We start from the raw sequence: 23,788 nt of genomic DNA, 5'->3' as shown, positions 1-23,788 counted from the left end.
GGGAGCTGGCTTGCCAGCGATTTGGCCAGGTCTGCCAACCTCCTTGCCCTTAGGGGCCTCATCGCTGGCAAGCCAGCTCCCACAATGTCCAGGTCAGGCTTGGTTTCAGTGGTTGGCCGAAATTCTGTAGAGGCAATCCAAGGTGATATAGGCGTGCCCAATACCCTGTGGGAGCTGGCTTGCCAGCGATTTGGCCAGGTCTGCCAACCTCATTGCCCTTGCCGGCCTCATCGCTGGCAAGCCAGCTCCCACAATGTCCAGGTCAGGCTTGGTTTCAGTGGCTGGCCGAAATTCTGTAGAGGCAATCCAAGGTGATATAGGCATGCCCAATACCCTATGGGAGCTGGCTTGCCAGCGATTTGGCCAGGTCTGCCAATCTCATTGCCCTTGCCGGCCTCATCGCTGGCAAGCCAGCTCCCACAATGTCCAGGTCAGGCTTGGTTTCAGTGGTTGGCCGAAATTCTGTAGAGGCAATCCAAGGTGATATAGGCGTGCGCAATACCCTGTGGGAGCTGGCTTGCCAGCGATTTGGCCAGGTCTGCCAACCTCATTGCCTTTGCCGGCCTCATCGCTGGGAGGTCAGCTCCCACAGGGTTTTGTGGTGTCTTGGGAGTGTTACCACCCGGCGATCCCGCCCTGCGCCGCCATCACCTGGTCCTGGGTCAACAACGCCTCCACCAGGAAGAACGTCGCACAAGCCGATTCCACCATTTGCTCCTGATCCGCCCCGGTCCGGTAGTAATGCCCGACAAAGCACCCCTGCTGCACCTCCAGCGACATCAACCCTTCAAGCTGTTTGAACGCGAGGTCCCGCCATTCATTCATCCCCGGCAGGCATTGCCATAGGCGCAGCAACGCCAGCGAGGCGATGGCCATGGCACAGGGATCGGCATCGCCCGTGTCCTTGCCCCAGCGTTCCAGCCAATAGGCACACGCCTCACGGGCCGGCGCCGCATAGACGCCGCCATACAGCTTCACCGCTTCAGCCAGCCCGAGCATTGCCCAGGCCTGCCCTCGTGCCCATTGGCCAGCCGGACCACGGCTGACGCGACCGTCTTCATCGAACCGCGCATGGCTCGCCCACGCCCCGCCTTCCCCGCGCAAGGTGCGAAGACACAGCTCCAGATGACTGCGTGCCATCTCGCGCTTGTCCGCCTGCAGATGCATTAGCGCCAACGTTGGCGCCAGCGCATCGATATTCAGGGTCGCATCCCCGCCGTCGCCACCCCCATGCCGGGGCCCAGCGGCCAGCCGCCGATATCCGGGCGGTAATCCCGGGCCAGGGTGTCGGCAGCACGCAAGGCCAGCTCCCGTGCCGGTTGATCCTGGGCCAGGCGCCCGCCAAAGGCGGCGCCGTACCAGAACACGAAACTGCGGTTCAGGCTCGGCTCGTCCAGCTGCGCTACCAGTTGGCGACTCCAGAACGTGGCCTGGTCCAGATCTTCGCTGAGCTCGGTGTACGCCGCCCGCCGCCACCACAGCCCGGCCCAGAAACCACCCAGCCACGAGCCGCGCCGCGAGAGTTTCCATTTGCGTTCGCGGGGCAGGCGGTAGAGCGGGAACTGTTCGCCGCACTGCCGGGAAATGCTGTCGAGCTGCTTGAACAGAGCGTCGACCACCGCCTTGCGCTTACGCTGTGCCGGCATGGGAACGGCCCTCCTCGGTACGACGGGTGCGATACAGGTTGCGGCACAGCACGGCGCCGACCAACAGGGCGACCAGCAGCAGTGTCCAGGCCACTGCGAATCCGCCGGGCTGGCGCAGCAGCACGCCGAACAATGGCGGCCCCACGGCTATACCGCCGAAGAAGCCCAGCGACAGCATGCCCGCACTGCCGGCAACACCACCGAACCGCGCATCGCGCAGCAGCATGCTCATGGCCACGGCGTTGCTCGCCACCAGGCTCAGGCCCATGCCGGTCACCCCCAGCCACAACGGCAAGTGGTTGCTGCCCGACGCCTGCTGCATCACCAGCAGGGTCCCGAGGGCAAACAGGAACAGCCCGCCAAGCAGCACGGTTTCATCTTTCAGGCGCGCACCCAGCGGGGTCAGCACCAGGCGCGAAGCGATGCCCATCAGGCCGAAGCAACTGACCATCAAGCCGATTCTGGAAGGGCTGGCCCCAAGGCTGCTGGCATACACGCCGAAGAAGGTGATGAACGACGACAGGCACAACCCGGCGCAAGCCTGGATTGCCATCAGCCGCCGCAGCCAGCCATTGGCCGAGATCACGCGCAGCGGCGCACGGGTGCCTGCCGCTGGCGCGGCGACCCGCCCCGGCACCCACAGCGCCAGCACTAGCGCCACCGGCACCCAGCAGGCCAGCGCCAGACGCCAGCCCAGCCACGCGCTCAAGGCAGGCAGCGCCAACCCGGCAATCAACGCCGACAGTTGCACGCCCGCCTGCTTCAACCCCACCAACGCTGCCTTCGGTGCATCGGCCGTTTGCGCGATGGCCTGGTTGGTCGCCGGATTGGCCAGGGCCTGGGCCACGCCGCAGAACGACAGGGCGATCACCACCCCGACGAAGCCGGGCAGCACCGCCATCAAGCTGAACGACAGCGCCACCAGCAAAAACAGCGCGAGGAGCCCGTTGCGCGAGCCGATCCGCGCCACCAGCGCCCCGGCCCAGGGCGACAGCAGCGCCGCCAGGCCAAAGGCGCTGGTGGTCAGCCAGCCAAGGTGTTCGCGGTCGATGCCGAGGTCGGCGATCAGTTGCGGGCCGAGCACGCCGAGGGCGTAGAAGATCATCATCGGCAGGCCCATGGCGCAGGTCAGCAGGGCGGCCAGGGCGGCGTGCTTTTTCATGGGTTCACCTTGCCCGGTGCCGTGGCGGCCAGCAGATCGCGACCCAGGGTGCTGATCAGCGCATCGTCGGTGCCGTCGAGAATGTGCGTGGTGCGCGCATGCCGGTAGATGCCCGACAGCGGCGACAGCTCGCTCAGGCCCTCGGCACCCATGATCTGCATCGCCGAATCCACCGCGCCGGACAGCGCGTCCGAGGCCGCCAGCTTGGCCAGGTTGACCTCGATGGCGTTGGGCAGGCCCAGGTCGAACTTCTCCGCCGCATTCCGCAGCAGGCCACGGGCGGCGGCGATATCGCGATACACCTGATAGACCCGCCCGCGCACCAGTTGCTTGTCGGCCAGCCGCGCCAGCTGGCCGCGAGGCGAATGCACCCGCGCGCACAGATCATCGAAGCAGCGCTGCGCCAGCCCTAGCCAGTGCGCAGCCCGCAGCAGGCGGCCAAGGCCGAGACGGCGCTGCATCAAGGCGATGCCCTGACCGGGCTCGCCGAGCACCTGCGAGGCCTCGACCCGCACATTGTCGAAATGCAGTTCGCCCTGGCCCTGTTGGCGCCCCAGCAGGGCCAGTGGCCGAATGAAGCGCAAGCCTGGGCTGTCGGTGGGCACCAGCAGCATCGACAGCGCTTCACCGATCGCGCCGTCGCCGGTGCGGGTGATCACCGTGGCGAAGTCGGCCCGGGCGGCGCGGCAGATAAACCACTTGCGCCCGTTCAGGCACCAGTGATCGCCCTGCCAGTAGGCACGACACTGCAGGGTCGCCGGGATCGAGCCGATGCTGTCCGGCTCGGACATGGCGTAGCAGGGCACCGACTCGCCACGCAGCAGCGGCAACAGGAATGCCTCGCGCTGCTCCGGACTGGCATGGCGATCCAGCATCCAGGTGTCGAGGGTGGCGTCGCAGCCGAGGATCGCCGGGGCGAATTCGCTGCGGCCTTCCTCGGCGGCCACCGCCAGGTAATCGCTCAGGCGGGTGATCGGGCTGCCGGGATAGAAACTGCCGAACAGCCCGGCCGCCCGGGCCTTTGCCTGCAACCCGGCGGCCAGCACGGCGGCCGCCTGGTCATAGGCGCCCAGCGCCAGTTCATGGGGCAGGATGTGGTCGTCGACGAAGACGCGAACGCGCCATGCCAGGTCGATTGCCTCAGGAGATGCGTTGCTCATGGCTCAGCCCACCTGGCGTACGGTTTCACCGAGCCCGGCGGCATCGGCGGCGAGGGCGCGCTTGTCGATCTTGCCCGCCGGGGTCAGCGGCAGGTGACGGTAATAGCGCAGGTACTCCGGCAGCTTGTTGACCTCCAGGCCCTGCTCGCGCAGGAACGCGGTGATATCCGCCAGGGCGAGCTTCGCCGCGCCTTCGCGCAGGGTCACGCACAGGCATACGCGCTGGCCGAGGTCGGCATCCGGCACCGGCACGCAGGCCACGGTGACCACGTCCGGGTGGCCCATCATCAGGCCTTCGATCTGCACCGGGCTGATATTGGCGCCGCCGCGAATGATGATGTCCTTCTTGCGTCCGGCCAGCACCAGGTAGCCCTGCGGGTCGATGAAACCGAGGTCGCCGGTCTTCACCCAGCCTTCGCCGTCGCGGTAGCGCTCGTCCAGCTCCGGTGCGTTGACATACTGCATCGGGCTCAACGGCCCGCGTGCGGTGATCTCGCCGACATCGCCATGGGGCAGCTCGCGGCCCAGGTCGTCGACGATGCGGATTTCGCATACCGCCGGGTTCGGCTTGCCAACGCTGTTGAGCACCACGTCGAGCGGATCGTCCAGTGTGTTGTGGCAGTTCACCCCGTCGGCCGAACCGTAGAGGCTGATGAAGCCGCAACCGAAGTGCTCGGTGCAGCGCAGCACGGTGGCTTCGTCGATCAGCGAACCGCCGCAGATCAGGCCGCGCAGGCTGGACTTGTCGACATCGGCCAGGGCCGGATCGGCGGCGATGCGCTGGAGCATGGTCGGCACGCCGAGGATGAAGCTCGGGCGCAGGGTCTCGATGGCCTTGATCGCCTCGCCCACGTCGAAGCGCGGCAGCACCACCAGCGAGCCGCCGAGCCAGCACAGCACGCCGAAGGTGGCCGTGGAGCCGAACGACGAGCCCAGCGGCACCAGGTACAGGCCGCGGAATTCGGCGCCGTCGTTGCTGATGCGTTGCAGGAAGCGGCCGCGGCCGCCAACCAGGGCGTTATGCGAGTAAGCCACCAGCTTGGGTTCGGACTCGGTACCCGAGGACACCAGCAGACGTACCGGCGAATCCGGGCACACCTGCGGCAGGCTGGCGGAATCGATGGGGGCAGCGTCTAGCAGGCCGTCGAGGGTCGACCAGCCGGCGCGGGGCTCGCCGTCGACGATGAGGATGCGCAGCGACAGCAGGGTCGGGCGCAGCGATTCGATCACCTCGCACAGGTCGATGCCGGCGTACTCCTGCGGCACGATCACCGCCCGGGCATCGCAGCGCCGCACCAGCGACTGGATATCCAGCTTGCCGCGACCCGGCGGGAAGGGCGCGACGATGGCGCCGAGGGCTGCCACTGCCAGGTCGATGGCGCAGCAGCGCCAGGTATTGCTCAATTGGTAGGCCACCACATCGCCGGCGACGATGCCGGCCTGGCGCAGGCTGGCGGCCATGCGCAGGGCGGCGTCGAGCAGTCCGGCGAAGCTGATGTTGCCTTCCGGCGACAGCACCGCGGCCTTGTCCGGGGATTCGGCGGCGCGCTGGCGGAACAGGCTGAACACATCCTGGTTGGGATAGCTGCCGTCTTCGCTCCAGCGACGACGGATGTGTAGTGGGACGAGGTCAATGATGCCGGCAGTATTCATAGGAAACTCCACGGAGATTGAACAGCGCGGTAGGCGCGTTGGGACAGGCTCGGGGCCAGGCGCGGATCGGCGGCGAGCAGGGCGAGGTCTGCATGGGCGGTGCTGGCGGGAATGCCGGCTGCGTGACAGGCGTCCAGCCAGTGCGCGCTGGGTTGTCGGGCGAGGCTGGTCGCGTCGGCTTCGCCGCCGAGCAGGCGCATCAGGGCCTGGTGCTGCTGGCGGGTCTGGCAGTCGAGGGCGAGGACGCCGTCGGCGGTGCTGAACAGGCCTTGCAGCAGGGACGGCGAAGGTTCGTCGCAACGGCGGTCGAGAAGCAGGTCGGCGGCGCCCAGCAGCGAGCTGTGCACTGCCGCGCCGTGGCCGTGCAGCTCGCGGTCGAGCAGGGCGGCGCAGATGCCCTGGGTGCTGACCACGCCGCCGAGTACGTCGAGGGCGGTGAACAGGGTGCCGCCGCGAGTACCGGACGCGGCGGCAATGCGCGAGGCGACACCGGACCAGGCCTGCACGGTGAAATCGGTCCCCGGCGCAGCGACCCGGGCATCGCCCCAGCCGCCGGCATAGGCATGGATCAGCGAGGGCTGGGTGGCGTGCAGGTCGGCGGCATCCAGGTGCAGCTCTGCGGCCTTGCCTGGCGCCCAGTTGTGCAGGAACACATCGGCGTCGCGGCACGCCGCGTGGATCTCGGCGCGACCGGCGGCAGACTTGATATCCACCTCGCGCACGTCCTTCAGGTGATTGAGTGCATCGAAGCGCACCGAGCAGCCGTCGGCGCAGGGCGGCATATTCCGCAGCGGGTCGCCGCCCGGGGGCTCGAGGCGGATCACTTCGGCACCGAGCAACGACAACAGGTGCCCGGCCAGGGGCCCTGGATGCGACGGCAGGATTCCAGCACGCGGATGCCTTCCAGCGGCAGGCGCACGGGCGCTGCACGGTGCGGCGCAGGGGCGGCGACGCCACGGCGGATTTGCCACGGGCTGGCAGCGCTGGCCGTGTAGTTGCTGTCGCCTTGCCGCTGCGCCGCATCCCGCACCGGCACCAGGGCCACGCCGCACTCGGCGGCAATGGCCTGGATCCGCGCCAGCGGCAGGCCGGCCAGGGCGTCGAGGCACTCGGCAGGCATGGGGGCGACGGCGCGGGCATAGCGCAGCAGGAAGCGTTGCCAGGCCTTTCCGGCAATCGCGTCGCTGACCCCGAGTGCATTCCAGAATTGTCGCCACGGGTGACTGTCGAGGGTTTCCAGCTCGAACAACACGCCATCGGCAGAGAGGAATGGCGGCCGGGCCAGGGCATCGTCAGCCCCGGGCAGCAGGTGTTCGGGATCTTCTGGCGCAGTGGCCCCGGCCAGGTACTGGCCAATGCTCAGCAGCGCGCCGGCGGCGGGTTGCAGGGCCACCTCATGGAAGCGCCCGCCGCGCAATTGGCCGACGGCAGCGGCGAGGCTGCCTTGCCAGGCGAGGGCGGCGTTGAGGGTGGCGAGATAGTTCACGCCCAGGGCCTGGAGCCTGCCACTGGCGCGGCCGTGCACCGACATGAGACCGCAGGCGGCCTGGAGCGTGAATTCGGTGGACAGCTCCAGGGGCAGCGCCGGCAAGCCGGTGAAGCGGGTCTGGAGCGGTTGCAGATCGGGGTGCATGAGTTGCAGCGCCGGACCATCGGGCGCGCCGTCGGCATGGCGCAGGCCGAGGCAGTCGCCCTGGCGTTGCAGGGCGGCGCTCAGGCTCTGCCACGCGGGCAGGCAGGGGCCGCTGCGCCAGCTCAGGCCGGCGTCATCCAGGAGTCGGGACATGGGGAAGCACCTTGGGTGGAACAGTGAATCGGAAAACCGGTGCTACCGTGTCGCAGGCGAGCCGGCGACACGGCCTAGCGGGACTCAGCCGCCAGCGACGGCCGGCAGTACGGTCAGCTTCGCGCCGGGAGCAACGCTGGTAGCGAGGCCGGCGGCGAAGCGGATGTCATCGTCGTTGACGTAGATATTGACGAAGCGGTGCACCTCGTCCTGGTGCACCAGTCGCGCCTTGATCCCCGGGTAGCGGCTGTCGAGGTGGTCGATGATGTGGCGCACCGTCTCGCCCTGGGCCTCGACTTTCTTCTGCCCGTCGGTGAGTGGAAGCAGCAGGGTTGGAACCATGACTGAAACCGACATGTGAATCTCCTTTGGTTGATGTCTCATTCCTGGATGGACAGCTGTTCTTCGAACACCCGGCCTTCGACGATGCGGAAGCTGCGGGCCCGGTGCCTGGCCTCGGCCCAGGTCGACAGGATCAGGTAATGCACCTGCGGATCCTGGGCGTGGGCGATGTCCTCGCGACTGGGCCAGGCCTCGCTCGTGGTGTGCGAGTGGTAGAGCACGCGGCACTCCTCGTCGCGCTCGTCCAGTTCGTTCCACACTTCCAATTGCTCGCGCGGATCGAAGCTGAACCAGATTGGCGACGCAGCCTGGTTGCGCATCGGGATCACCCGGCTGGCGAGCTTCTGCGCACAGGGCGCGGCGATCACGCCGCAGGCTTCGAGGGGATGCTCCCGGGCGGCCTGGCGCTGGATCTGCTCCAGCGCCGCGCGGGTGATGCGCAGGGTCATGGCCGCGTCCTCAGTAGGTCGGCAACGCCGGTTCGACGTCGCGGACCCAGGCCAGCACGCCGCCGTCGAGGTTGCGCACCTTGTCCAGGCCGAGCTTGCGCAGGTCGCTGGACACGGCCTGGGAGCGCATGCCCGACTTGCAGGTGATGACCAGTTCGGTGTCGTGGCCGAAGCGTTCGAGAATCTGCTGCGCGACATCGGCGGACCTGGGCATCAGCAGCGCGCCTTCGATGCGCACGATGTCCCATTCGGTCTGCTCGCGGACATCGATGATCACCGGGGCTTTGCCGCCGTCCCTGAGCGACTTCAGTTGCAGCGCGCTGATCAGCGGCACGCTGCTGTGGTCGGCCAGCGAAGGACGGTTGAGGCCGCAAAAGCTCTGGTAGTCGGACAGCGCAGTGATCGCCGCGCGTTTCGGCAGGCGGCGGATCGGCAGCTCGCGGTAATTCATGTCCAGGGCGTCGTAGACCATCAGGCGGCCAAGAAGCGGATCGCCGATACCGACCAGCAGCTTGATCGCCTCGGTGGCCATGATCGACGCGATGGCGGCGCAGAGCACGCCCAGCACGCCGCCTTCGGCGCAGGACGGGGCCAGCTCCGGCGGTGGTGGCTCGGGATACAGGTCGCGGTAGTTGAGGCCGCGTCCGTCCGGAGCGTTTTCCCAGAACACCGAGGCCTGGCCTTCGAAGCGGAAGATCGAGCCCCAGACATAGGGCTTGTTGGCAAGGATGCAGGCGTCGTTGACCAGGTAGCGGGTGGCGAAGTTGTCGGTGCCGTCGAGGATCAGGTCGTAGCGCGAGAACAGCTCCACGGCGATTCCGGGTTCCAGGCGGTCGCTATGGGTGATCACCTTGACCAGCGGGTTTAGCCGGGCGATGGCCTGGCGGGCGCTTTCCACCTTGAGTTCGCCGACGCTGTCGACGGTGTGGATCACCTGGCGTTGCAGATTGGACTCGTCGACCCGGTCGAAGTCGATCACCCCAAGGGTGCCGACGCCGGCGGCGGCGAGGTAGAGCAGGGTCGGCGAGCCCAGGCCGCCAGCGCCGATCACCAGCACCCTGGCGTTCTTCAGGCGGCGTTGTCCGGTTACGCCCATGTTCGGGATCAGCAGGTGACGGCTGTAGCGGTTCACTTCCTCGCGACTCAGCTCGGCACCGGGTTCAACCAGCGGCGGTAAGGTCATATCGCTTTCTTCCATTCAGTAGATACGAACTGGAATTATTTTCAAATGTGACAGGCGAGGATTCAATGGGGTGGGGCAGGGGATTCGTATGGGAAAGCGTGGAAAAGGTATGAGAAGTGTTGTGGCTGTACCGGCCTCATCGCTGGCAAGCCAGCTCCCACAGATTCAGCGGTACACGCGATCCCTGTGGGAGCTGGCTTGCCAGCGATGAGGCCGGAACTGTCAATCAGGATTCAAAAGTGGCCAGATCCTCGCAGACCGCCGCAAACGCCCCGAGGAATCGATCAGCCTCCTCGATCCCCAATACCAGCGGCGGCTGGATGCGCATCACCCTGTTGTTGTTGGCCGTCACGAACGTCAGGATCCCGTGCTCCTCCGACAGCTTGGTCATCAGCCGCAGCACGAACATGTCCTCCAGGCTCTGCTCCAGCTCTTCCATGGCCGCTTCCAGATGCCGCCGCGCCTTGCCCGACAACATTCGATAGGTCGCCGCCGCCTGTCCCGGAATGCGCCCGGCCATATCTCGCACCAGCGCCTCGATGCCCCCGGCCATGCTGTTGCTGAACTCGATCGCCAGCATCAGCCCGCGCCCGCGCACTGCCTTGATGAACGGGTAGCGCCCGGCAATTGCCTGGAGGCCCTCCTGCAGGTGCGCACCGACCCGCGCGGCGTTGTCCATCAGGCCGTCCTGCTCCAGCACGTCCAGTGCCGCGAGGGCCGCCGCCGCCGCGAAGTTGCCACCGCCGAAGGTCGAGGTGTGCAGGGCGAAGCTGTCGATATCGCCATAGGCACGGTGCCACACCGCCTCCTTGGACAGCGTCGCGCCAATCGGCACCAGTCCGCCGGAGAGCGACTTGGACAGCACCATGATGTCCGGCGCGGTGTCGTCCCATTCGCAGGCGAACAACTTGCCGGTGCGTCCCAGGCCGGTCTGGATCTCGTCGAGGATCCACAGGCAATCGAATTCGTCGCACAGGGCCCGGACTCCGGCGAGGTAGCCCGGCGGCGGCAGGATCACCCCGCCTTCGCCCTGGATCGGCTCGATGATCAGCGCTGCCACATCGTTCTTCTCCAGACGCTGGCGCAGCGCATCGAGGTCGCCGAAAGGCAGGCTGTCGCAGCGCGGCAGCAGCGGTTCGAACGGCTTGCGGTGCTTGGCCCGGCCGGTCACCGAAAGGGCGCCGAGGGTCTTGCCGTGGTAACCGTTGTCGCAGTACAGCACGGTCGTCTTGTCGCTGGCGGCCAGGGCCAGCTTGAGCGCCGCTTCCACCGCCTCGGTCCCGGAGTTGCTGAAAAACACCCGCGACAATCCACCCGGCGCCAGGTCCGCCAGGCGCTTGGCCAGCAGGCTGGCGTGCAGCGGTGCGGAGAGGTACTGGATGAAGGTCGGGAACTGCTCTTGCAAGTAGCGTTGCAGGGCCTGGCTGATCGCCGGGTGGTTGTGCCCGGTGTTGAGGCAGCCGTAGCCGGCGACGAAGTCCAGGTAGCGGCGCCCGTCGAGGTCGGTCAGCCAGCAGCCTTCGCCATGGCTGAAGACCCGCTCGATATGGTTGAACCGGTAGAACTCGCGCAGCACCGGGTTGATGTGCTCGCCGAAGCTGTTGAGCACTTCGCGGCGCAGGTCCTGCGGGGCCTTTCTCGCATCGCTGGCCTGCACCGGGCGCTGGCCGTGGTGGTGCCGGTGCAGGCGGCCGAAATCATCGGCACCGAGGGTTTCGCCGGCGCTGGCCATGGGCGAAGGGGTGAAGCCGTGGCGAGCAGCGATGGCGCCGATTTCGAGGACCTTGTCCGCCGGCAACTCGCGGCCGATGGAGAAGGGTTCGGCGCGGCCCTCCAGGGCCAGGATCATGGTTTCGGCGAGGCAGCCGTTCATGCTGCGCTTGGGCTCCAGGCCCATGGTGCGCAGGCCCAGGTGCACCGCCGGGCTGGCCGAGACCAGGCCGCCGTCCACCAGCAGGATGTCGCGGCGGGTATGCGGTACCTCCATCACATCCTTGGGCAGCGCCGCATCGATGACCACGCTGCCGGGCAGCAGGCGGCGCGGGTCGATCAGGCCGCCGCTGGAAGTGGCGGCGACATAGAAACGCACGCTGGCGTAACAGTCCTCGATGGTGTCGTGCAGGCTGACCTGGCGGTGGTACTGCGTCGGCAGGTATTCCAGCTGCGCCTCGGCCTGGCGCTGGTTGCCGCGATGGACCAGGCGCAGGCGGCAGCCCTGTTCGGCGAGCAGGCGGGCGACGGCCAGGGCGATCGAACCGGGGTAGCCGAGCACGGCGACTTCGGCATTCCCCGGCGCCACGCCAAGCAGGCTGAGGCTGTCCAGCAGGTTGGCGTAGGCGGCGAAGGCGGTGAGGGAATTGCCGGTGGTCACGGCGACCTCGGCCTGTTCCATGGTCGCCAGCCCGCGGTTGCCGACGATGGCGGTGAAGCCTCCTAGGCCGACCAGTTCGGCGCCTTCGGCCTTGAGCGCGTTGACACCCTGGAGCACGCGTTCGGCGATGGCCCGTGGCTGGCGCAGCATCTGTTCGGCGGTCAGTGGCATGAATTGCAGGACACCCGAGCACTCCGCGCCGCTGGCGCTGACGATGCGCCCGAAATCGACGAAGGGCACCAGGTTGCGCTGGCGCCAGCGTTCGCGGTCGTAGCCCCAGGCCTGTTCTTCCAGGGTGCGGTCGAGCAGGTCGATCAATTTGACCTGGTGCAGCAGGCCGATGGAGGTGGGGTGGGCAATGAATCCGAATTTCATCAGTGGTTCTCTGCGTTGAGGCGGCTCCAGGCCGTTTCGGAAACGAGGCTCAAGCCATCGCCTTCCGAGTTGTGGCCCAGCCAGACGTCGAAGAAGTTGAGGCGGCCAGGGGCGGTAAGGGCCTGGCGCAGGGTGTCGGGGCAGAAGGCGAGCAGGCGCGCGCGGCAGATGCTGATCGGCCCGAAGCGTTGCTCGGCATGCTGCGGCCGGTCGTTCAGCGGCACATTGACCTGGGCTGCGCCGTGGCAGGCGTAGCGCTTGTCCAGGTAGGTCTGGATCATCGACAGCACGCCGTTGGAGAGGTAGAGCACGGTGACGTTGCGGGAGGCGGCGTCCTGGGCGCTGGCCAGGCTCATGGCCAGGCGCTGCTCGATATCCGGGACCAGTGCCCGGGCGCCGTCGCCGATAAACGCCAGCACATGGCGGCAGTTGTTCAAGGCGATGTAGGGCAGCGACATCAGCGCATCGCCCATCAGTGCCCGGCCATACCAGCCGGAGAACCCGGCATCGGTGCGTGGCAGGTTGCGCATCGCCGAAATGCTGCAACGGCCGACATCGTAGACCCCGGTGTAGCGATAACCATCGCGCTCGATCAGTTCGCCAAGCAACTGGCCGAGGCGATGGAAGAAGAAGTTCGGGGTCATCGGCAGGGTTTCGATCTGGTCGCTGGGCAGCGCCTCGCGGGTACGCTGCAGGCGTTGCAGGCGTTCGCGGCGGGCGTGCAGCAAAGCGGGCGGCACGTCCAGGCGCGGCTCCAGGTAGTCGAGCACCTTGCCCAAGGGAAGCTCTACCGCCACCTCGGTGAACGGCGCGATATGCGCGCGCTGGCGATTGACCTGGACGATATGGAACAGGCGCTTGAGGCGGCCCTCGGAGTAGGGCGTGGCCGACTGGTCGATCTTGCTCTTGACGAAGAACAGCCAGGGCTTGCCTTCATCGTCCTGCGGCTGTTCGAGGAAGGCATGGATGCGCCGGCTGAAGCCGTACATGGACAGCGGGCCGAGGTAGTTGAGTACCGGCTCCTGGTCCTGGTAGGCGCAAACGCTGCCCGGGGCGATGATGCTGTCGGCCAGGGCGATGCCGCTGCGGCGGGCCAGGGCCAGCACGCGCTGGCGTTCTTCCTCGCTGAGGCGGCCGCATTGCCAGAGGATCCGCGAAGGCTCGCTGTTGAGCACCTGCACCACGGTGTCGAGGGCGGCGCGCTGGCGGTCGTCGAGGTCGCTGGCGGTGGCCGGGGCAGGCGCCACCGAGCCTGGCGTTTGATCTTGCACCCGTGACTCGAGCACCGCCTGGGTAGCGAACAGGAAGGTGGGTGCCGGACGTTGGTCCAGCGCGGCAAAGGCCGATTCGACGCTGGCGCGGGCGTCTTCCGGGCGACGGATGAAGTGCTGCCAGAGCCCGCGTGCGGCGATCACCTGATGGCCGTCGTTATCGCAGTCGAGGCTGCCCTGGAAGGCGAACCACACCGACTCCGGCGAGTCGGCGCAGATCACCAGGCCCGGCGCGCCGGCGCGCTTGAGGTTGGCCAGGGTGCCGCGCAGTTCGTCGAGCATGCCCGAGGTCATCACGATCACATAGGCCCGGCGATACAGCTGCCAGCCGGCCAGGGCGCTGACCGCCAGGGCGTGCTCGTTGCTGGCGGTGTGGAAGCCGCGGCCGCTGTCGCGCAGCAGGTCGCCCATGGAGTCGAGGAAGCCGGCGACCATGGAACCGGTGAAGAAGTGGCAGTCCCACTGCTCGCCCCAGCGCGCGTTCATGCGCTGCTCGATATCCGGGCCAGGGCCACCGGTTCGCTGGATTGCAGGGTGGTGCGGGCCAGCAGGCGGTTGAAGTAGGCGTGTTCCAGATGATCGATGAACAGCCGCAGCAGGTCGGCGCGGCGCAGTGGCTGGCGCTCGTGGGGCACCCGTACCAGGCGGTTGCCGCCGAGGCGGCCGAGCCAGTGCTGCAGGTGTTCTTCGTTGCAGAGCAGCAGGGCGGAACTGGGCGAGCGCTTGGCTTCGGGTTGCGCGGCGAGCAGTTCCACCAGCGGGTCGCTCTCGGGTTGATCGGCCAGGTGGCGGGTGTCGAACAGCACGTAGTCGCTTTCGCTGTCGGCGCTGGCCAGTGCTTCACGGGCAGCTGCCGCGTCGTCGAAACAGCGCATGTCCAGGTACAGGTGGTGATTGCCGGCATGCTCGCGCACATAGGCCTCGGCCTGTCCGGCAACCTGGCGGTACAGGCAGCGCGAGTCGCTGTCCGGCCAGTGCAGGCTGGCGATCGCGGTTTCATGGCCCAGCCAGTGATTGAGCCGGTCGAGCACGGCTTGCACATCCTCCTGCAGCGTGCTGTCGCGGCTGACCAGGCAGATGCCGACGGTACGAGGCTTCATGCTTTGCCCTCGGTAGTGATGGGGGTCACCCCGGCAGCGGCGTGACGTTCGTGGTTCAGCAGGGCTTCAGCGCTGCCGGCGATGCTGTGGCGCACTCGCCAGGCCAACAGCAGGGCCAGCAACAGGCCGGTGCTGAGGCAGGCGAGCATGCCGGCCTGGCCGAGACGATCGAGCAGCAACCCGGCCGCCACCGGGGCGGCGAGGCGGGTGACGACGAATAGACTCGATTGCAGGCCGTAGTCGCTGGCGGTGCGCTGGCGCCGGCTGAAGAACAGGGTCAGGCCGAACATCAGCGCCGAGACTGCGCCCATGCTCGCGGCCAGGCACAGGGCGCTGGCGACCAGCCAGGTGGTGCCCAGTTGCAGCCACACGCTGAGGGTGAGCAGGAGCAACGCAAGCAGGGCGGCGAGCAGGTAGGCCAGGATCGCCCGGGCGGTGCCGAGCACGCCGATCAGGCGCCCGCCAATCAGGCTGGACACCACGCCGGTGACGCCGCCGGCGATACCGACGATCCACGCCACGTCCTGCATCGGCATGCCCTGGTCGAGCAGCAGCGGCTTGAGGTACAGCCAGGCTGCGCCGATGAACGGGAAGGCGGTGAGCAGCAGCCCGGTCCATTGCCGGGCGCCGGGCTGGTTGAAGAAGCTCGTCCAGTCGGCAACGAACCCGCCTGGTGCGGTGTGTTCGGTCTCGATCGGCCGGGCCGTGCGGCGCAGGGCGAGAAGCGGCAATACGCCGAGCAGCAGGCCGGCACCCATGATCAGGAACGGCGCCTGCCAACCCAGGCGCGCCTGGATCAGCAGCATCGCCCCGCCGCCGACGATGGCACCGAGGAACAGCGCCGCCGAGCGGATGCTGCCGGCGCGCAGTTGCTGGCTGCGCGGCAGCCACTGCACCGCGAGGGCATTGAGCGGGATGTCCATCCAGGTGGCGACGATGCTGATGGCGAAGGTCATGGCGAACAGCAGCAGACGCTGTTCGATCAGGTTTTGCCGGCCGATCAACCAGTACAGGAGCAGCAGCGCGGCGCTCAGCAGCAGCATCCAGGACACAAGGTGAGCACGGCCCAGGCGTATCCGCTGCACCGGCACGGCGAGCAGGAACTTGAACACCGCCGGCAACCCGGCGAGCTGGAACAGTCCGATCTCGGTGCCGCTCCAGCCGTATTGGCGCATCACCAGCGGCATGCCGAACATCAGGTAGATGCTGGGCACCGCCAGCACCAGGTTGAGCCAGCCGAACAGCATTTGCAGGCCGGCGATCCGCGTGCGCTCCATCGAGTCATCCCTTGGGTTTGCGGGCGATGACGGCGTTGACCGGGGTAACCGGAAAATGCAGTCCGTTGATCTGCTCCACGGTGCGGAAACCGAGGGCTTCGAGCCTGCCGGCGAGTTCGCCCTGGGCCAGCACGTGGCGGCCTTGCAGGCGCATGTGCAGGTAATAAGGCACGACCCGGGCGGCGGCCTCGCGCTCTTCCGGCACTTCGGCCTGGCACACCAGCAGCACGCCGCCCGGGCGCAGGGCGGTGTACAGGCGCTGCAGGGTGGCGGGCAGGTCGTGGACGAAATGCAAAACGGAGGAGCACCAGATCAGGTCGTAGCCGCTGCCGATATCGTCGTGGTCAAGATCGCCACCGATGGCGTGCAGGCGTTTGCCGAGCCCGGCTGCGGCGATGTTTTCCCGGGCTACTTCGGCGGCCAGCGGGTATTCGAAGATGGCGCCTTCGATGGCGGGCAGATGTTCGGCCAGGGCAATGGCGACCAGGCCGGGGCCGCCGCCGAGATCGAGGATGCGCCTCAGATGAGGCGCCTCGGGCAAGCGGTCGAGCAGGGCGCAGGCGACTTCACGGGTCACGGCACGTTGCTCCTGGGCGATCTGCAGGCGCGCGGCGTTGGCCCATGCGGCGGCGATCGAGGCGCTGGCCAGGGGCGTGCGCGGTACGCCGTTGCGCAAGTAGTCGCCGAGCTGGGTGCCGGTCTGGCGCAGTACCTTGTGGCGGAACAGCAGGGCGTCGCCGCAATAGGCGCGGGCCTCGGCGCGCAGATAAAGGTCAGCCAGGGGAAGGTTGCGGTAGTGCGGTGGCCGCTGCTGATCGCGTTCGAGCAGGCCGAGGCTCCACAGCAGCTCCAGCAGGTAGCCCGTGCTGGCGGGATCCAGTCGCAGTACCCTGGCGAGGGCGGCAGCACTGGCGGGCGTGCCGAGATGATCGAACAGTGCACATTCGAGGGCGACCTGCAGGGCATCGGCGCCGAGCCCGGCCAATTGCAGGTCCCAGCAGGCTTGCAGGGGGTGGATGCTGGTCAGGTTCTGGAGATTTTCACGATGAGGCACGGTAACTCCCTGTACTTGGCTGCCTTGTTCCTAACGAAACAAGCCGTGGCCGAATCACTGAAAAGAGTGATATATATTAAATGAGAATCATTTATGTTAAGTATGCGAGCCGGAGCCATTCCTATGCGAAGCACGGCGCGCGCACGCAGGGATGTCGTCATGAGCACAATGAAAGGGAGCTGCCGTATCGGCCTCGATCACCCCGGCAACGGTCGGTACAGGCCGACGGGCGTTTGCGTATGCAACTGGCCGAGGATGTCGGCAATTGCTACTCCGAGCTGTTGCAACTGGAGCAAGGGTTGTCGCTGGGGCGTCTGCACTATCACCCGACGCGCACGCTGATCGAAGAAACCTGTGGGCCCCATGACGGGCATGTGATGGTGGTGACCATCGGCTTGCAGGGGAAATCGGGCTTCCTTGGCAAGGACGGCTGCAGCCTCGCCTTCGAGGCCGGGCAGACCACCATCACCGCGTTTCGCGCGACGCCTGGCGAGCGGCGTTACCAGGCCAACGAGACAGCGTCGCAACTGCGGGTGGTGATCGACCAGGCGACCCTGTGCAAGTACGTCGGCGAGGCGCGCGCAGCCCAGGTGCTGGGCAGCGGGCGCTTGCAACGCATCGATTTTCGCGCCAGCTCGAAAGCGGCCCAGGCCCATGCGGCGGCACTGTTACGCTATCTGCAACCGGGGGGGCTGAATCCGTCGAATCGACTCGACCTGCATATTCATACCCTCAGCCTGCTGTCCGAGCAGTTCAACTTGCTGGCGCCCCAGGACGGCAGCGCATCGCCTTTGAGTACCAGCGAGATCGAACGGATCGAGCGCGCGCGCAACATTCTTTGCGAGCAGTTGCATACGCCGCTGACCGTGGAATACCTCGCCACCTGCGTCGGCATGAACGAGCACAAGCTCAAGGAAGGTTTCCGCTATCTGTACGACACGACTCCGGCGCGGATGCTGCTGGATTTGCGCATGCGCAAGGCCATGACCCTGCTCGAATCCGGCCAGCAGGTCGCCCAGGCAGCGTGGCAGGTGGGGTACAAATACCCGAACAACTTCACCGTGGCCTTTACCCGGTATTTCGGGCGGGCGCCGAAGTCGATCTTTGGCAGGAAACGCTGAGCGCACTTCCTGCGCTGCAACACAAAACCCTGTGGGAGCTGGAAAGCCAGCTCCCACAGGGTTTGTGGTGTTCTCCTCACCGCATACATTTTTCACCCTTCTGCATATTAATCTAAACGAGATTCATTTGCGTTTATCGGTAGTATCACTCCGCCGCCGCAGAGCGGTCATGAAACTGCCATGCATCGATAAACACGAGTCTCGCCATGTCCTTCTTCATCACCCCTCCCAAGCCGATGCGCCTCAAGCCGCTGGCCTGGTCGATTCTGCTGGCGCTGTTCAGCTCCACCGCCCTGGCCGAAGACGAAAGCCCGGCGCGGCAGTCTTCAACGCCGAACATGGAACCGCTGGAGATCGAACTGCCGGCGGGTTATGAGGAAAAAACGGGCAACCAGCCGCAGGAACTCCAGGCCCAGGAGATCACGGCAGAAGAGTGGGAAGAGAAGGACGACAAGGGACGCAGCGACGTCTATCGCAAGGATGTGTCCAACGTCTACGCCGGCAAGGACGATATCGAACGCTACAAAGGCGCCAACGCAGCCGACCTGTTCAAGGGCATGAATGGCGTCTACAGCGGCGAAGCACGCAACAGCGGCGCGCTCGATCCCAATATCCGCGGTATCCAGGGCGAAGGGCGGATACCGGTGACCGTCGACGGCACCGAGCAGGCCACTTCGGTCTGGCTCGGGTCGGCCGGGGTTTCCAACCGCAACTATGTCGATCCCAACATGATCGGCAGCATTTCGGTGGAGAAGGGGCCGTCCATGACCCCGGGAGTCAAGAGCGGCATCGGCGGCTCGGTGGAGATCCGCACCCTGGACGCGGAGGATATCGTCAGGCCGGGCGAGAGCTACGGCCTGGAGATCAAGACCGAGACCGCCAGCAACGCGGTGGCGCCCAATGAAGACGGGATGAACAACCTGGGGCGGGATTACCGGGACATCGAGGGGCCTACGTCTCGGGCCAGTACGTCTATTTCGCCAACGGTGGCGGAGCGATGTACACCCCCCACGAGTCTTCCCGTTCCAACGATTTCGACTTCGAGGACAACGCCTTCCGTATCGCGGCGGCGACCCGCCAGGAGAACTTCGATCTGCTGGCCGCCTACAGCTACCGCAAGAAAGGCAACTACTACAGCGGCAAGCAGGGCAGCGAGCGCTACGAGACCGAGAGCTGGTACGACAAGGCCCAGGCGGCGGAAGTGAATTCGCCGACCATTGGCGACACCAGCGGCAACTACCTGGCCAGTTTCTACAAGCCGGGGGCCGAGGTATCCGGCACCTCCAACGAGATGCGCACCACGCTGCTCAAGGGCACCTTCTATCTGGCGGACGACCAGAGCCTGAAGCTGAGCTACATGCACAGTGATCTCGAGTTCGGCGAAACCATGCCGTACCTGATCAACGAAACCACCAAGCTGGTGGCCGCTGGCAGCAATATCGGCTTTCAGCTGCCCTACAGCGAGGTCGACCAGGACACGCTGTCGCTGACCTACAACTGGAATCCGCAGGACAACCGCTGGGTCGATATGCAGGCCGGGTTCTGGATGACCCGCAGTGACGCCAAGCGCTACCAGAATGGCGAGCAGGTCTTCTCCATTGCAGACGCCACCTTGAGCGACAAGGCATGGGACAACTATGTCCGCTGCAAGTACAACGTCGGCCAGTGCAATGGCAACACGGCCATGCCGGACAAGCTGCCCAACACCGATGGCCGCTTCAACCTGTTCTCCCGCGCCCTGCAGATGACCGACCACGATCGCTGGGGGCTGAACCTGTCCAACCGCATGGAGCTGAGCGATGTCTGGGCGCTGACCCTGTCCGGGGACTTCAGCAAGGAAAAGCTCAAGCAGACCGACAACGCCAGCGACGATATCGGCAGTACCTACGTTTTCGCCTCCAACTACCTGGGGCCTCGCGGCGGGCGCCGTGAGCAGTACAACTTCACCTTCAACAACGAGTGGGCGGCAACCTCTTGGCTGACGTTCAACGCGGGAGCTCGCTACAGCGACTACAGCTCGTTCGATACGACGCTGGATGAGTACAGGAAGGAGCAGGCAACGGGCTGGGATGCCAAGGCCGCTGTGGTTGCCAAGCGCTACAGTTATTCGCGAATGCTGACCGATGCTGAGAACCAGGCCTACATCGCTGGCGCGCGGGAGTTGGTTGAAAGCTGGGGCCTGGATGAGGAGACGACAGAGTTCCTCATTAATGACTATCTGCAAGAAGGGCTGGTCAACGGTATTCGCTACACCTCGGAAAGCGTGGACATTGCTACCAATGGCCAGCGCCTGTTGAGTTCGCAGAACCCGTTCACCAACGGCACCATCAACATGAGCGAGCAGGTGGCCAATGCTCAGGGTACCGGCACGACCGCTCCGCGCTACCTGATTGGCCAGACCGTAGCGCTGCCGATCTACCAACAGCCGACCGACGCTGAACGATGGGCCAAGCCCAGGAAAAGCAAGGACAGCGCATGGGCTCCGATGGCCGGCGTTACCTTGCGCGTCACGGATAATGCCCGTGTCTACGCCCGGTACACCGAGTTCGTACGCTTTCCCACCATTTATGAAGAGGCACAGACCTTTTCTGCTACGGGAATCGGGATGATCCAAAGTTCACCGCGACCGGAGCGCGCGTATAACTGGGAGTTCGGTTATGTGCATGATCTGCACTCCCGGGTTCCGGAGTGGCGCAATGCAGACTTTCGGATCAACTACTACAAGAACGAGATCCACGATTACATAGACAGGGACTTCGCCTACAACATTATTCAATACGACAAGAAAATGCTTTCAGGTATCGAACTTCAGGCCAGGTTCGATACCGGTCGTTATTACTCGAACTTCGGCGTCAGCTATCGTCTCGATCAGAAACTCTGTGACAAGGACATGGCCAACACGCTGGATCCGTATTACGGGAAAGCTGTCGACGAGTGCGTCACCGGCGGTTTCCCGACCACGTTTTCCCGCACCAGCCTCCAGCCTCAATATTCCATCAACCTTGACGGTGGTATGCGGCTGTTCGATGAAAAGCTCGAGCTCGGAGGGCGCATGGTCTACCACAGCAGCGCCAGGAACAAGGAAGAGCAGAAGTGGATCGACCAGGGCCTGCTCTTTGTCCAGGGGGTGAATCAGCCCTATGAGTGGCATCCCATCTGGGTGTTCGACAGTTATGCGACGTTGCATGTCAACGACCATGTCGATGTCGATCTTGGCGTGAACAACATCACCAACCGCTACTACCTCGATCCGTTGTCCCGAACAGTAATGCCTGCACCTGGCCGCACGCTGAAGCTGGGACTGACTGCGCGTTTCTAGTTTTTTGCTGTTTTCGTAAAAACAGTGTTGTTTCCAACTCATGATAAGGAGCTTGTTGTGAAGAAACTCTTTGCATTGACAGCGTTGTCGCTGGTTACTTCCGGTGCATTTGCCGCCACCGTCAGCGGCGGTTCCTCTTCCGCCTATGTCCAGGCTGCTGCCTCGAACATGATGGCGGTAGGGACTGCGGGAATCGCCATGCCGACGACCACGGGTGGCATTGCCAATTCGGCAGCAGTCGTCAGTTTCAAGGCTGGCCCGATCGCCCAGACCAGCGCGGTGCTGAGCGGTTATGGCACCACCTCGGCACATATCGTCAACCCGCTCAATGGCGTCACCACGTCGGAAACCTGGAAGAACCTGGCTACCTACAACACCGAGATCCATGCCTATCGCCAGATCGCCGCGCCTTCGCCGGGCTATCCACAATTCGGTGGCGAGGTAATTGCCAAGGTCTCGGGCGCCGAGGTGTACTTTGGTGAATGGGCACCGGCCAAAACCGGCACCCAGCCAACCAACAGCACCGACCTGAACCTGTCCAGTGCCAACCGCACCGTCTGGTTCGTCGGCGAAAACCCGACCACCAGCATGCCGACCCTGGTCAATGCCAAGTACAACGTCGTCGGTGTCAACCAGTACAACCCGGGCACTGCCGCGGGCGTCACTTCGGGTGTGCTGACCGCCAACTATGGTGCCGGCAGCGGCACCTTGGCCGGTTCGGTTGGCGGGCTGAGCTTCGCTGGCACCACCATCGCCTCGAACGGTTCCTTCGCTCGCGGCACCAACATCAAGGGGCAGTTCTACGGCGCCAACGCCGAGGCCCTGGCAGGTATCTACACCACCAGCACCACCAAGGTCGCCTTCGGCGGCGCCAAGCAATAACACCCGTGTGTCACTGGAGGAGGGAGCATCTGCTCCCCCTTCCGACCTCCAGTACCTTTCTGTCCCGGACCGATCACCATGCTGCCGTTCCTGCGGGTGCGCATCGCCATGCTGTGTTGCTCGACCCTGTTGCCCAACGTGTTGCTGGCCGACGATGACGACACCCGCCTGCTCCTGAACAGGATCGAGCGCGGCGCCGAAGCGCGCGAGCGGGCCAACCTGGGCGCGCCGGACCCGGCCGAGAACAACGACGGGCTGATCACCATCCAGGGGCAGACGTACAACGTGCAGAACACCCTCGAAGACCTCGGGCCGGCGATCTATGTGTCCATCAACCTGCGGCAGTGGGGCAAGGTGCGGCAGTTCGTCGAGCGCTACCAGCGGTTGCCCGGGCATGAGCCGGCGCTGGTGGAAATGGCCGAGGGCCTGATCGACCGCAGCGAGCGCCGCTACACGCAGGCGATTGCTCATCTGCGTCGGGCCGACAGGTTGCAACCGGGTTTCGTGCGAGCGCGCCTGGAGCTGGCGCGGACCCTGTTCGAGGACAACCAGACCCGCGAGGCCGAAACGCTGTTCCGCGAGGTCGCCGCCACTGATGTGCCCGAGCAGGTGCTGAGCGTGCTGGACGAGTACCACCACGCAATCGATGTGCGCCGCCAGTGGCATGGCTCGGCATCCCTGGGCTTCGGCTACAACAGCAATATCAACCAGGCCAACGGCATGACCACGGTGACCCAGGTGTGTTCGGTGTTCTTCGATTGCTTCGACTACACGCGGCAGATGCCGAAGAAGATCAGCGCTTCAAGCCTGGTCTACGATGTCGCGGCCGAGCGGCGTTTCCAGATCGCCGGCAATCACAACGTGCTGGTGCGTGGCCTCAGCTATGGCAACGACTACAGCCGGCACAGCGAGGAGGATGACGTCGAGACCTGGTACGACGACAACACCAGCGTGCTGTACGCCGGCTACAGCTTCCAGAGTGCGCTCGACGATGTGTCGCTGACCCCGCTGTTCGAGAACTACTACAGCGACCACCACACCAAGTACCAGGCCAGCGGCGTGCGCGGGGAATGGAAGCACAACCTGAGCAATCGCTTGCAGGTCGGCTTGCAGGCGCAGCACAAGCATTTCCGTTTCCAGGGCTATCAGCGTGACTATTTCGATGATTACGACGAGCGTCAGGTGGGTACGTCGCTGTCGTATCTGCTTGATCCACAGACCCTGATATTTGGCGGCGTGACCTACACCCGGCGCAGCCAGGAAGCCGATACCGCGAGCAATCGCGAGTACATGGGCAGCCTCGGGGCGTATCACGGTTTCAATGCGGGGGTGAACCTGAGCCTGATCGGTCTGTATCGCACCACCCGTTATGACGCGCCGGACGTTTTTCTCGGTGGCCTGCGCAAGGATCGCCAGCAGATCTACATCGCCAACCTGAGCGTGCCGCGCCTGGCCTTCGCCGGCATCGTGCCGAGCCTGTATGCCAAGCGCACGGTGACCGACAGCAGCATCGACTGGGCTTATTCGTACCGGCAGACCGAGGTGGCGTTGAAGTTCGAAAAGACTTTCTAGAGTGGGGCAGGGTCGCGAAGCGGCCCCAATTGGCTGGATTTGCCGAATCCCAGGCATAAAAAATT

The 23,788-nt window shown here is 65.4% G+C and carries 20 protein-coding genes; 5 read left to right on the top strand and 15 right to left on the bottom strand.

All coding sequences use genetic code 11. The annotated features are described in order from the left end of the window. Positions 1 to 615: 615 nt before the first annotated feature. From CSV86_RS32160 to CSV86_RS22910, 15 genes are all read right to left on the bottom strand, one after another. On the bottom strand, positions 616 to 1,140 hold the full coding sequence (locus CSV86_RS32160) for a hypothetical protein (protein WP_240160546.1): 525 nt from the start codon (positions 1,138 to 1,140) through the stop codon (positions 616 to 618). A 59-nt stretch (positions 1,141 to 1,199) separates the two neighbouring features. Further along, complete coding sequence (locus CSV86_RS32155; RefSeq protein WP_240160545.1) at positions 1,200 to 1,646, bottom strand: hypothetical protein; 447 nt, start codon at positions 1,644 to 1,646, stop codon at positions 1,200 to 1,202. Further along, the gene (locus CSV86_RS22960) at positions 1,630 to 2,808 is read right to left on the bottom strand and encodes an MFS transporter (RefSeq protein ID WP_009398047.1); all 1,179 of its coding nucleotides are present in this window, start codon (positions 2,806 to 2,808) and stop codon (positions 1,630 to 1,632) included. Before CSV86_RS22960 ends, CSV86_RS32155 begins: the two co-directional genes overlap by 17 nt. Then, a complete protein-coding gene (locus CSV86_RS22955) occupies positions 2,805 to 3,968 on the bottom strand; it encodes an acyl-CoA dehydrogenase family protein (RefSeq protein WP_009398048.1) in 1,164 nt (387 codons plus the stop codon). Before CSV86_RS22955 ends, CSV86_RS22960 begins: the two co-directional genes overlap by 4 nt. A gap of 3 nt (positions 3,969 to 3,971) precedes the next feature. Next, on the bottom strand, positions 3,972 to 5,621 hold the full coding sequence (locus CSV86_RS22950) for a class I adenylate-forming enzyme family protein (protein ID WP_009398050.1): 1,650 nt from the start codon (positions 5,619 to 5,621) through the stop codon (positions 3,972 to 3,974). Further along, positions 5,618 to 6,466 (bottom strand): CoA transferase, encoded by an 849-nt coding sequence (locus CSV86_RS32150; protein WP_240160544.1) that lies wholly within the window; start codon positions 6,464 to 6,466, stop codon positions 5,618 to 5,620. Before CSV86_RS32150 ends, CSV86_RS22950 begins: the two co-directional genes overlap by 4 nt. Further along, entirely contained in the window at positions 6,442 to 7,407 is a 966-nt protein-coding gene (locus CSV86_RS32145) for a CoA transferase (RefSeq protein ID WP_240160543.1), read from the bottom strand. The genes CSV86_RS32150 and CSV86_RS32145 overlap by 25 nt, the downstream gene beginning before the upstream one ends. 84 nt (positions 7,408 to 7,491) lie before the next feature. Next, complete coding sequence (locus tag CSV86_RS22940; RefSeq protein ID WP_009398053.1) at positions 7,492 to 7,764, bottom strand: MoaD/ThiS family protein; 273 nt, start codon at positions 7,762 to 7,764, stop codon at positions 7,492 to 7,494. Positions 7,765 to 7,787: 23 nt separating this feature from the next. Beyond that, positions 7,788 to 8,198 (bottom strand): M67 family metallopeptidase, encoded by a 411-nt coding sequence (locus tag CSV86_RS22935; RefSeq protein ID WP_009398054.1) that lies wholly within the window; start codon positions 8,196 to 8,198, stop codon positions 7,788 to 7,790. 10 nt (positions 8,199 to 8,208) lie between these two features. Next, positions 8,209 to 9,381, bottom strand: a complete 1,173-nt coding sequence (moeB, locus tag CSV86_RS22930) for a molybdopterin-synthase adenylyltransferase MoeB (protein WP_009398055.1) — start codon at positions 9,379 to 9,381, stop codon at positions 8,209 to 8,211. A 226-nt stretch (positions 9,382 to 9,607) separates the two neighbouring features. Further along, positions 9,608 to 12,127: a prodigiosin MAP biosynthesis aminotransferase PigE gene (pigE, locus tag CSV86_RS22925; protein ID WP_009398057.1), complete on the bottom strand. Its 2,520-nt coding sequence runs from the start codon at positions 12,125 to 12,127 to the stop codon at positions 9,608 to 9,610. After that, positions 12,127 to 13,884 carry a thiamine pyrophosphate-binding protein gene (locus tag CSV86_RS22920; RefSeq protein ID WP_240160542.1) on the bottom strand — a complete coding sequence of 586 codons (1,758 nt, stop codon included), beginning with the start codon at positions 13,882 to 13,884 and terminating at the stop codon, positions 12,127 to 12,129. Before CSV86_RS22920 ends, pigE begins: the two co-directional genes overlap by 1 nt. Beyond that, positions 13,881 to 14,498, bottom strand: coding sequence for a hypothetical protein (locus tag CSV86_RS32140; protein ID WP_240160541.1), 618 nt, complete (start codon positions 14,496 to 14,498; stop codon positions 13,881 to 13,883). Before CSV86_RS32140 ends, CSV86_RS22920 begins: the two co-directional genes overlap by 4 nt. After that, positions 14,495 to 15,775, bottom strand: coding sequence for an MFS transporter (locus CSV86_RS22915; protein ID WP_009398061.1), 1,281 nt, complete (start codon positions 15,773 to 15,775; stop codon positions 14,495 to 14,497). The genes CSV86_RS32140 and CSV86_RS22915 overlap by 4 nt, the downstream gene beginning before the upstream one ends. Positions 15,776 to 15,779: 4 nt before the next feature. After that, a complete protein-coding gene (locus tag CSV86_RS22910; protein WP_009398062.1) occupies positions 15,780 to 16,829 on the bottom strand; it encodes a class I SAM-dependent methyltransferase in 1,050 nt (349 codons plus the stop codon). Positions 16,830 to 17,068: 239 nt separating this feature from the next. On the opposite strand from CSV86_RS22910, the gene CSV86_RS22905 reads away from it, so the two are divergent. The 5 genes from CSV86_RS22905 (at position 17,069) to CSV86_RS22890 (ending at position 23,723) form a co-directional block, all read left to right on the top strand. Next, on the top strand, positions 17,069 to 17,950 hold the full coding sequence (locus CSV86_RS22905; RefSeq protein ID WP_009398063.1) for a helix-turn-helix transcriptional regulator: 882 nt from the start codon (positions 17,069 to 17,071) through the stop codon (positions 17,948 to 17,950). Positions 17,951 to 18,156: 206 nt separating this feature from the next. Beyond that, positions 18,157 to 19,155, top strand: coding sequence for a TonB-dependent receptor plug domain-containing protein (locus tag CSV86_RS32135; protein WP_240160540.1), 999 nt, complete (start codon positions 18,157 to 18,159; stop codon positions 19,153 to 19,155). Between the two features lie 86 nt (positions 19,156 to 19,241). Then, on the top strand, positions 19,242 to 21,269 hold the full coding sequence (locus tag CSV86_RS32130) for a TonB-dependent receptor domain-containing protein (RefSeq protein WP_311985882.1): 2,028 nt from the start codon (positions 19,242 to 19,244) through the stop codon (positions 21,267 to 21,269). A 57-nt stretch (positions 21,270 to 21,326) separates the two neighbouring features. Beyond that, positions 21,327 to 22,151: a Slam-dependent surface lipoprotein gene (locus CSV86_RS22895; RefSeq protein WP_009398065.1), complete on the top strand. Its 825-nt coding sequence runs from the start codon at positions 21,327 to 21,329 to the stop codon at positions 22,149 to 22,151. A gap of 78 nt (positions 22,152 to 22,229) precedes the next feature. Next, positions 22,230 to 23,723 carry a surface lipoprotein assembly modifier gene (locus CSV86_RS22890; protein ID WP_009398070.1) on the top strand — a complete coding sequence of 498 codons (1,494 nt, stop codon included), beginning with the start codon at positions 22,230 to 22,232 and terminating at the stop codon, positions 23,721 to 23,723. The last annotated feature ends 65 nt before the right edge of the window (positions 23,724 to 23,788 follow it).

Origin of the sequence: Pseudomonas bharatica CSV86 (assembly GCF_000319305.2) — a bacterium.
GTDB lineage: Bacteria > Pseudomonadota > Gammaproteobacteria > Pseudomonadales > Pseudomonadaceae > Aquipseudomonas > Aquipseudomonas bharatica.
Note: the sequence above shows the minus strand (reverse complement) of the source record. Positions and strands in the feature narration are given on the sequence as shown.

What these genes read in the sequence shown, in the direction of transcription:
- CSV86_RS32160 (WP_240160546.1), bottom strand. Translation starts at nt 1,140, where the DNA reads ATGGCACGCAGTCATCTGGAGCTGTGTCTTCGCACCTTGCGCGGGGAA.
- CSV86_RS32155 (WP_240160545.1), bottom strand. Translation starts at nt 1,646, where the DNA reads ATGCCGGCACAGCGTAAGCGCAAGGCGGTGGTCGACGCTCTGTTCAAG.
- CSV86_RS22960 (WP_009398047.1), bottom strand. Translation starts at nt 2,808, where the DNA reads ATGAAAAAGCACGCCGCCCTGGCCGCCCTGCTGACCTGCGCCATGGGC.
- CSV86_RS22955 (WP_009398048.1), bottom strand. Translation starts at nt 3,968, where the DNA reads ATGAGCAACGCATCTCCTGAGGCAATCGACCTGGCATGGCGCGTTCGC.
- CSV86_RS22950 (WP_009398050.1), bottom strand. Translation starts at nt 5,621, where the DNA reads ATGAATACTGCCGGCATCATTGACCTCGTCCCACTACACATCCGTCGT.
- CSV86_RS32145 (WP_240160543.1), bottom strand. Translation starts at nt 7,407, where the DNA reads ATGTCCCGACTCCTGGATGACGCCGGCCTGAGCTGGCGCAGCGGCCCC.
- CSV86_RS22940 (WP_009398053.1), bottom strand. Translation starts at nt 7,764, where the DNA reads ATGTCGGTTTCAGTCATGGTTCCAACCCTGCTGCTTCCACTCACCGAC.
- CSV86_RS22935 (WP_009398054.1), bottom strand. Translation starts at nt 8,198, where the DNA reads ATGACCCTGCGCATCACCCGCGCGGCGCTGGAGCAGATCCAGCGCCAG.
- moeB (WP_009398055.1), bottom strand. Translation starts at nt 9,381, where the DNA reads ATGACCTTACCGCCGCTGGTTGAACCCGGTGCCGAGCTGAGTCGCGAG.
- pigE (WP_009398057.1), bottom strand. Translation starts at nt 12,127, where the DNA reads ATGAAATTCGGATTCATTGCCCACCCCACCTCCATCGGCCTGCTGCAC.
- CSV86_RS22920 (WP_240160542.1), bottom strand. Translation starts at nt 13,884, where the DNA reads ATGAACGCGCGCTGGGGCGAGCAGTGGGACTGCCACTTCTTCACCGGT.
- CSV86_RS32140 (WP_240160541.1), bottom strand. Translation starts at nt 14,498, where the DNA reads ATGAAGCCTCGTACCGTCGGCATCTGCCTGGTCAGCCGCGACAGCACG.
- CSV86_RS22915 (WP_009398061.1), bottom strand. Translation starts at nt 15,775, where the DNA reads ATGGAGCGCACGCGGATCGCCGGCCTGCAAATGCTGTTCGGCTGGCTC.
- CSV86_RS22905 (WP_009398063.1), top strand. Translation starts at nt 17,069, where the DNA reads ATGCAACTGGCCGAGGATGTCGGCAATTGCTACTCCGAGCTGTTGCAA.
- CSV86_RS32135 (WP_240160540.1), top strand. Translation starts at nt 18,157, where the DNA reads ATGTCCTTCTTCATCACCCCTCCCAAGCCGATGCGCCTCAAGCCGCTG.
- CSV86_RS32130 (WP_311985882.1), top strand. Translation starts at nt 19,242, where the DNA reads ATGCGCACCACGCTGCTCAAGGGCACCTTCTATCTGGCGGACGACCAG.
- CSV86_RS22890 (WP_009398070.1), top strand. Translation starts at nt 22,230, where the DNA reads ATGCTGCCGTTCCTGCGGGTGCGCATCGCCATGCTGTGTTGCTCGACC.